The sequence below is a fragment of the Streptomyces malaysiensis subsp. malaysiensis genome (assembly GCF_040653035.1).
Classification (GTDB): Bacteria; Actinomycetota; Actinomycetes; order Streptomycetales; family Streptomycetaceae; genus Streptomyces; species Streptomyces malaysiensis.
In genome coordinates this window covers 200,888-207,553 of record NZ_JBEZNG010000022.1, presented here as the reverse complement: position 1 = coordinate 207,553, position 6,666 = coordinate 200,888, and the positions used below count along the sequence as shown (strand labels likewise).

The window sequence follows — 6,666 nt, the reverse complement described above, 5'->3', positions numbered from 1 at the left end:
ACCCCCGAACCACGCACCACCCCATGCACCACATCCCCCGCCACCAACGCATCCGACAACCGCCGCAACACCACCACCCCCACACCCTCACCACGCACGTAGCCATCAGCGGAAGCATCGAAGGTGTGACAGGCGCCGGTGCGCGAGAGAGCGCCGGCCTGCTCGTACATGAGCGTGCTGTCCGGGTGCAGCAGCAGGTTTCCGCCGCCCGACAGGGCGAGGTCGCACTCTCCGAGCAGCAGACTCTGCCGGGCCAGATGCATGGCGACGAGCGATGAGGAACACGCCGTGTTGACGGTGATGGCGGGCCCGTGGAAGTCAAACACATAGGCCAGCCGGCCCGCCGCGAGGCTGGGGTTCGTCCCCGTGACGAAGTGTCCGTCGATATGCCCCTGCTCCGCGCCGATCCGGCCGTAGTCGTCGTGCATGAGCCCCATGAACGTCCCGACGCGTGAGCCGGCGAGCGATCCGGCCTCGATGCCCGCGTCGTGCAGCGCGTCCGAGGCCGTCTCCAGCAGCAGACGCTGCTGCGGGTCCATGCTCACCGCTTCGCGGGGGGAGATCTGGAAGTACTCCGCGTCGAAGTGGGCGATGTCGGACAGATAGCCACCGGGGCGGTCGCCCTGGCGGCCCGGCGGCGGCGGACCGACGGCGGAATCGCCGGTGCGCAACAGGTCCCAGAACTCGGTGACGTTCGCCGCGCCGGGAAGCCGCGCGGCCATCCCCACGATGGCGATCGGCTCGCTGGTGTCCTTCCGGTCGTACTTGGAGCGAAGCCGTGCGGCGAGCCGCGCTCGCTGTTCGGCGCTGAGGTGATGAAGCTGCTCCGCAGTGGTCGGCATCAGACGTTCTCCTCATGGGTGCGCTCTTCGGTCAGCTCGCGCAGTTCGGCGTGCAACAGCCGTTCGCACTCATCCGGACCGAGGTGTTGCTGGAGCATTGCCAGGGCCGTGTCGAGGTCGTCGTCCAGTTGCGGTGTCCCCGGTTGGCGGGCCCGCCGACCGAGAATGTGGCGGCAGACGGCATCGATGGTCGGGTGTTCGTAGACGAAGGTGGTGTCCAGTTCGACACCGGTGCTCTCCATGAGGATCTGACGCAGTTCCAAGCCCATCAGTGAGGTGATTCCGCCGTCCGACAGGGGCAGAGAGGCGTCGGGAACATGGCCGAGCACCTGCGCCACGGCGGCCGTGACCTGGGCCCGTGTCCACGCTTCGGGATCCTGGTCGTCGGCGGACGAGGCGGTCGGCGGGCAGGCGCCGGCGCGGGGCGAGCCCTGCTCATCGGTCACCCAGTGGCGACCGTGAAGCCAGGGGTGAGCGGGCAGGCGCACGGTGCGGCCGGGGCGCTGAGCGGCGACCCAGTCGATGTTCTCTCCCGCCTCGTAACGGCGGGTCAGCTCGACGAGGGCTTCCGCGTCGCCGTTGTCCTCCCCGCCGCGGTCGTCGCGGGTCAGGGCCGCCAGGAGCTCGTCATGGCTCCGGGCGGTCAGTACGGTGCGGAAGGGGTGGTGATCCCGGCGGCAGGCCGCGGTCCAGGCGATGTCCCGCAGCTCCGGGGGATCGTCGGCGGCCTTGAGCATATGAACGTAGGCGCTCCGCAGGGTCCGCAGGGCCTCGGGGGTCCGCGCGGACAGCGGGATCAGATGGGCGGGCCCGTCCTCGTGGCCGGCCCCCTGCCGGCCCTCTTGGCCGTCCGCCGACCGACCGTGGTTCTCGGGGCCGGCGAGCCACCCCGTCGACAGCGCCGTGAGCACGACATGGCCGTTGGTGCCCATCAGCCCGAAGGAGCTCACTCCCGCGTACGGCGGCCCGTCCGAGTCGGGCCACGGCCGGATGTCCGCCACGAGCTCGATGGCTTCGGGGTCGACCGCCGACGAGATCGGGCGCGTGTGCAGCGTTGGTACGAGCCGGCGGTGGTCGAGCATCAGGGCCGTCTTGACGAGTCCGACCAGGCCGGCCGCCGCCTCGGTATGGCCGAGGTTGGTCTTCACCGAACCGGTGAGCCGGAGCGCGGCGGGATAGCGCGGCAGTGCGGCGAGCGCGGACAGCTCGACCCGGTCGCCGACCGGGGTCCCGGTGCCGTGGGCCTCGATATAGCGCAGTTCATGGACGCCGATGCCCGCGTCGGCGCAGGCGCGCCGGATCACGGCGCACTGTGCCTGGGCGCTGGGAGTGAGGAAGTCGTCGCTGCGGCCCGCGTCGTGGTTGACCGCGCTGCCCGCGATGATGGCGTAGATCCTGTCGTTCGCCGCCCTGGCGTCCCGCAGCCGCTTCAAGGCGACGACGACCACGGCCTCCGCACGGGCGAATCCGGACGCGGCGGCCGATCCGAACCGGCAGCGGCCGTCCGGGGCCAGCAGCCCGGCCGCCCCGAACGCGGTCCCCGTGTGCGCGGCGAGGATGAGGTTGCTCGCCCCGGCCAGCGCGAGGTCGCATTCCCCCTCACGCAGGCTCCGCACCGCCAGATGGACGGCGGTCAGGGAAGAGGAGCGGTCCGTGTCGAGCACGAGAGAGGGACCGGACGAGCGCAGGTGGTGGCTGAGCCGCGCGGCGGCCGACGCACGGGCGGCGCCGACCCACCCGAGCAGATCGGTCCGGTTCGCCGAGGCCACCACGCGTGCGTAGTCCTCCGTGCTCGTGCCGACGAAGACACCCGTCGAGACGTGCGGTCCCAGCACCAGCGGCAGACCACCGTCCTGGAGTGCCTCATAGGCCACCTCCAGAAGCAGCCGGTGCTGCGGATCCATGCAGTCGGCTTCTCGTGGCGCGATGCCGAAGAAGCCCGCGTCGAAGGCGTCGACGTCCTCGATGAGCCTGTCGTGTGGGTCGAGCCGGCCCGGCCACGGCCGGGTCACGGATTCGTCGGGCGGCGCTTCCCGCCCCTCGGCGAGCAGCCGCCACAGTGCCTCCGGACCGTGTATGCCCCCCGGCAGCCGGCATCCGATGCCGACGATCGCGATGGAACGGTCACCGTCAGTATTCACCGAGTGCAAGGATCCTCCTGATGACGCTCGGGTCGTACGCCTCCGCCGCCACGGTCTCCGGACCGGCGAGATTGCCGAGGAGAGGGCCGGACAGCCGTACGTCCCGTTGAACCTCTTCGTTCCACTTGCGACGCCTGTTCCGGGCTTCAGCGGTGAAGCCGCAGCGCAATTCGGTGGCAAGCCTCGCGCTTATGTGCAGTCGTCGCATGCGCTCCGCGCGCTCCGCGCAGTAACCCCGGAATATATCGGGGTGCCAATTCCGGTTCCATATCAGCGTTTCCGCGACCATGCGGGCGTCCCGCAAAGCGATCGAGAGCCCTTGTCCGATGAGGGGATCGCTCCATCCGGCCGCGTCTCCGACCAGAACGGCTCCGGGGGGATTGATGTGATCACACCGGGAGTCATTCATGGGAAAGGCGGCGCACGGGCCCTTGGGAGCGGCCCCGCCGAGATCACAACCATCGGGCAGAAACTGACTCGAGAGCAGGTGGAGGTAGTCCTGGGCGGAACTGGATCCGCTGACCAGATTTCCGCGCGCGGCGTCCCAGAAAAGATAGGTTCGCACCACGCCCGATTCCCTGGGGAACGCCAGATAGTGCAGGTCGCCCTCGGTGCCTCCGGCGTTCTCCCCGGTCGGCCAGGGCAGTCCTCCCAGCAACAGGCCGGCGCCGTAGGTACGTGGGGTGGAGGACATCAGCCGCAGCCCGGTCTGCCGCCGGACCGCGGAGCGCCTGCCGTCCGCGCCCACCACGATCCGGCACCGCAGCCGGCGCTTCCTCCGCGCCACCGCGAACCGGATCGCACCCTCTTCACCTGCGGGTATCTCGATGTCGACAACGCCGCGCAGGATCTGCGCACCGGCGGCCTCGGCGCTGCGCAAGAGCGCCTCGCAGGCGTCGGGATGCCCGACGTTCAAGGCCCCGGGCACACCGGGCACCGCTTTGGAGAGGTCGACGGCGGACTGTGCGGCCTCGTGGTACGAGACGCCGTCGCCACAGGCGACCAGTGCACCGGCATAGCCGCCACCGGCTGCCAGCAGCGCTTGTTCCAGACCCAATTCACGAGCTTCGGCGACACCCCACGGCAGAAGGGCTTCGCCGCGTACGTGATCCCGGAAGCGGGTGCTCTTCTCCAGCAGGACGACGCTGAACCCGGCTTCGGCGAGCTTTATCGCCAGGGCGCAGCCTGCTATCCCTCCGCCGACGATCACCACGTCGACGGAGTCCGCAGCGCCGGACATCAGATTTGTTGAGGATTAAAGTGTGCGACGCCCGACGGATCTCCATCATGGAGAACCGGCACGGCCGAGGGCACGTATAAGAGACTTGATCCATTCATGCTTTCCCCCGTTGTTCGTCTCGCAGGCGCCGAATCATCAGCACCTCTTTCAGGCTAGCGCAATGGACATCGCGCTCCCGATTTTTTCTCGGCGTGTCGCCCAGTTTCGCTGTTTCTTTTGTTGCGGATGAGACGATCGAGGCTGTTGGGGCGAATATCGACGCAGACATACGACTCGGCCTCCCCCGGAAACGCCGAACGCGTGGTTCCGGGAAAGGCCGAGTCCGGCGCGCGTCTGGGCGCCGAGTGGAATTCCGGTCGATTACTCCGTGTAGCGGGCGCTCAGTCAGTGCCCTCGGAGGTCCCGTGACCGTGATCTCCGAGGTGCGTGCCCAACCGCATGACCTCGGCGGGCTGGACGAGGAACTGACGCATCATGTGCGTGTCCTCGTGTTCCAGGACATGGCAGTGGTACACGAAGCGGCCCGCACCCCCCTTGAACCGCCCGAGCACGCTGACCAGCTGCTCGCCGGGCACCTGGATGGTGTCCTTCCACCCCGCCTCGTAGGGGGCGACCGGCACCGCCCCCCGGTGGGTGAGTGGTGCCCGGGTCCCGCCCAGCGCGGGATCGAAACCGCTGATGTCATAGGCGTGCCGGCCCACCGCCTGGAAAGCGATCAGATGGATGTGCATCGGATGCATCGGGGTGGCGGCCGCCGCGGGCAGATTGATCTGGTTGGACGCCAGGTTGAAGAAGGTCCACTGTTCCCATGCGCCCTGTTCGACGGTGAATCCCGGCGGGCCCTGGAAGGAGCGCGCGGTCCGCTCGTACGTCCTCGTGCGCCCCGTCTCGTCCTGGACCTGGATCACTCCGTCGCCGGGGAGCGACACATGATCCGCATCGACCTCTCGCATCTCCCAGATCTCCGGGTGACCCATGCCCCCGACGGTCCCCGGCGGCGTCAGGACCACCAGCCGGTGCTCGTGCTCATGCTCATGCTCGTGCCGCGAGTTGTCGTGGGTGATGCGGCGGAACGACGGCGAGAGCACCTCGGGCGGCGTGAAGGAGTCATGGACGCGTTCGCGCGCCACCCGGAACTGCATGACCTGCGGATACGGAACCCCATTCGCCGGGTCCGGCTCCCCGGGAGCCGCCGCGGCGGTGGTGTTGACCAGCCGTAGTGTGCGACCGCGCAGACGGGAGAAGTCGATCAGCAGATCCACTCGTTCCGCGGGGGCGACCGGCAGCGGGGCGTCGACGGGCACCGGCCGCCCCAGCAACCCGCCGTCCGTACCGATCTGTTGGACGGCGCCGCTGACGGGCTCGCCGGTCGCCTCGTCAATCAGCGCCAACCGGTAGACCCTCGCGTTGGAGGCGTTCAGCAGCCGAAAGCGGTACCAGCGCGCGGACACCGTGAGATGCGGCCAAACGACCCCGTTGACCAGGGTGTACGGTCCGCTGAACGGCAGGGTGACATTGTCGCCCGCCTCGTTCTGCTGGATGATCTCGGTCTTGTGCAGCAGCCGGCCGGTGAGACGGCCCCGGTGATCGGTGTCGAGGTTGCGGTCGGCGAGGATCAGCGGGATCTCATGCTTGCCACGCGGCAGCCCCAGCGCCGTCTCCTCCTCGTCCCGTACGAGGTACATCCCCGCCAGACCCGTGTAGACGTTCCAGCGCGTGATGTGCATCGCGTGGTCGTGGTACCACAGCGCACACGCCCGGTGGCTGTTCGGGTACGTCGCATACTGGATCTCGGCGGGCGATACCGCGTTCTCCGGCCAGCCGTCGTTACTGCCGCTGGTGGGCGCGCCGTGCAGATGGGTCACCGTCCACGGCGGGAGGTCGGCCACCCCCTTGACCTCCTTCGCGCCCACCTCCGCGCGCCCCGGCCGGTTGGACGCCGGCGGCAATTCCATCGGCACCTCCCAGGCGGCGACGGGGTACTCACCGGCCAGCCGGTTGCGCCAGGCCACGGTCAGCCGCTGATTTCGCCACACCTCGATCGTCGGACCAGGGACATGTCCCTCGTAACCCCATGCCCGTGTCGGCGGCAGCTGGGAGTGCAACCGCACCCAGGTCGCACGCAGATCGATGGTCATCCTCTCCCGGTCCCGCTGGGCGCTCTGCCTCAGCAGAGGGGGAATGGGCAGGGCATCGACGAATGGCGTCAGCGTGGCGGGCCCGACGTCGGGCGCCCCCTCCCCCGCCATGGTCTCCGCGGCGTCGCCGGGTCCCCCGCCTCCCGAGTACAAGAGTTCCGCAAACCGCTCTCCGGTGTCAGTCACCGTTCGTCCCCCGTTCCACGAATGTCGCCGTCCCTCCTGACGTACGGAAGGCGGCTCCTTGGGGGGATGGACATTCGGCCACCGCGGACCAGTTCCTTCCGCCACAAGGAACCGGCCAG

At 69.1% G+C, this 6,666-nt stretch carries 4 protein-coding genes; all 4 read right to left on the bottom strand.

Annotated features, from left to right (window positions below; all coding sequences use genetic code 11):
• Positions 1-842 (bottom strand): beta-ketoacyl [acyl carrier protein] synthase domain-containing protein (locus AB0E24_RS34445; protein WP_359383006.1); only part of this gene is annotated, 842 nt, incomplete at its 3' end.
• Positions 842-2,983, bottom strand: coding sequence for a beta-ketoacyl synthase N-terminal-like domain-containing protein (locus tag AB0E24_RS34440; RefSeq protein ID WP_359383003.1), 2,142 nt, complete (start codon positions 2,981-2,983; stop codon positions 842-844). The genes AB0E24_RS34445 and AB0E24_RS34440, both read right to left, overlap by 1 nt.
• Positions 2,973-4,223, bottom strand: a complete 1,251-nt coding sequence (locus AB0E24_RS34435; RefSeq protein ID WP_285903884.1) for an FAD-dependent oxidoreductase — start codon at positions 4,221-4,223, stop codon at positions 2,973-2,975. The genes AB0E24_RS34440 and AB0E24_RS34435 overlap by 11 nt, the downstream gene beginning before the upstream one ends.
• A 380-nt stretch (positions 4,224-4,603) precedes the next feature.
• A complete protein-coding gene (locus AB0E24_RS34430) occupies positions 4,604-6,472 on the bottom strand; it encodes a multicopper oxidase family protein (RefSeq protein WP_435865355.1) in 1,869 nt (622 codons plus the stop codon).
• Between the last annotated feature and the right edge of the window lie 194 nt (positions 6,473-6,666).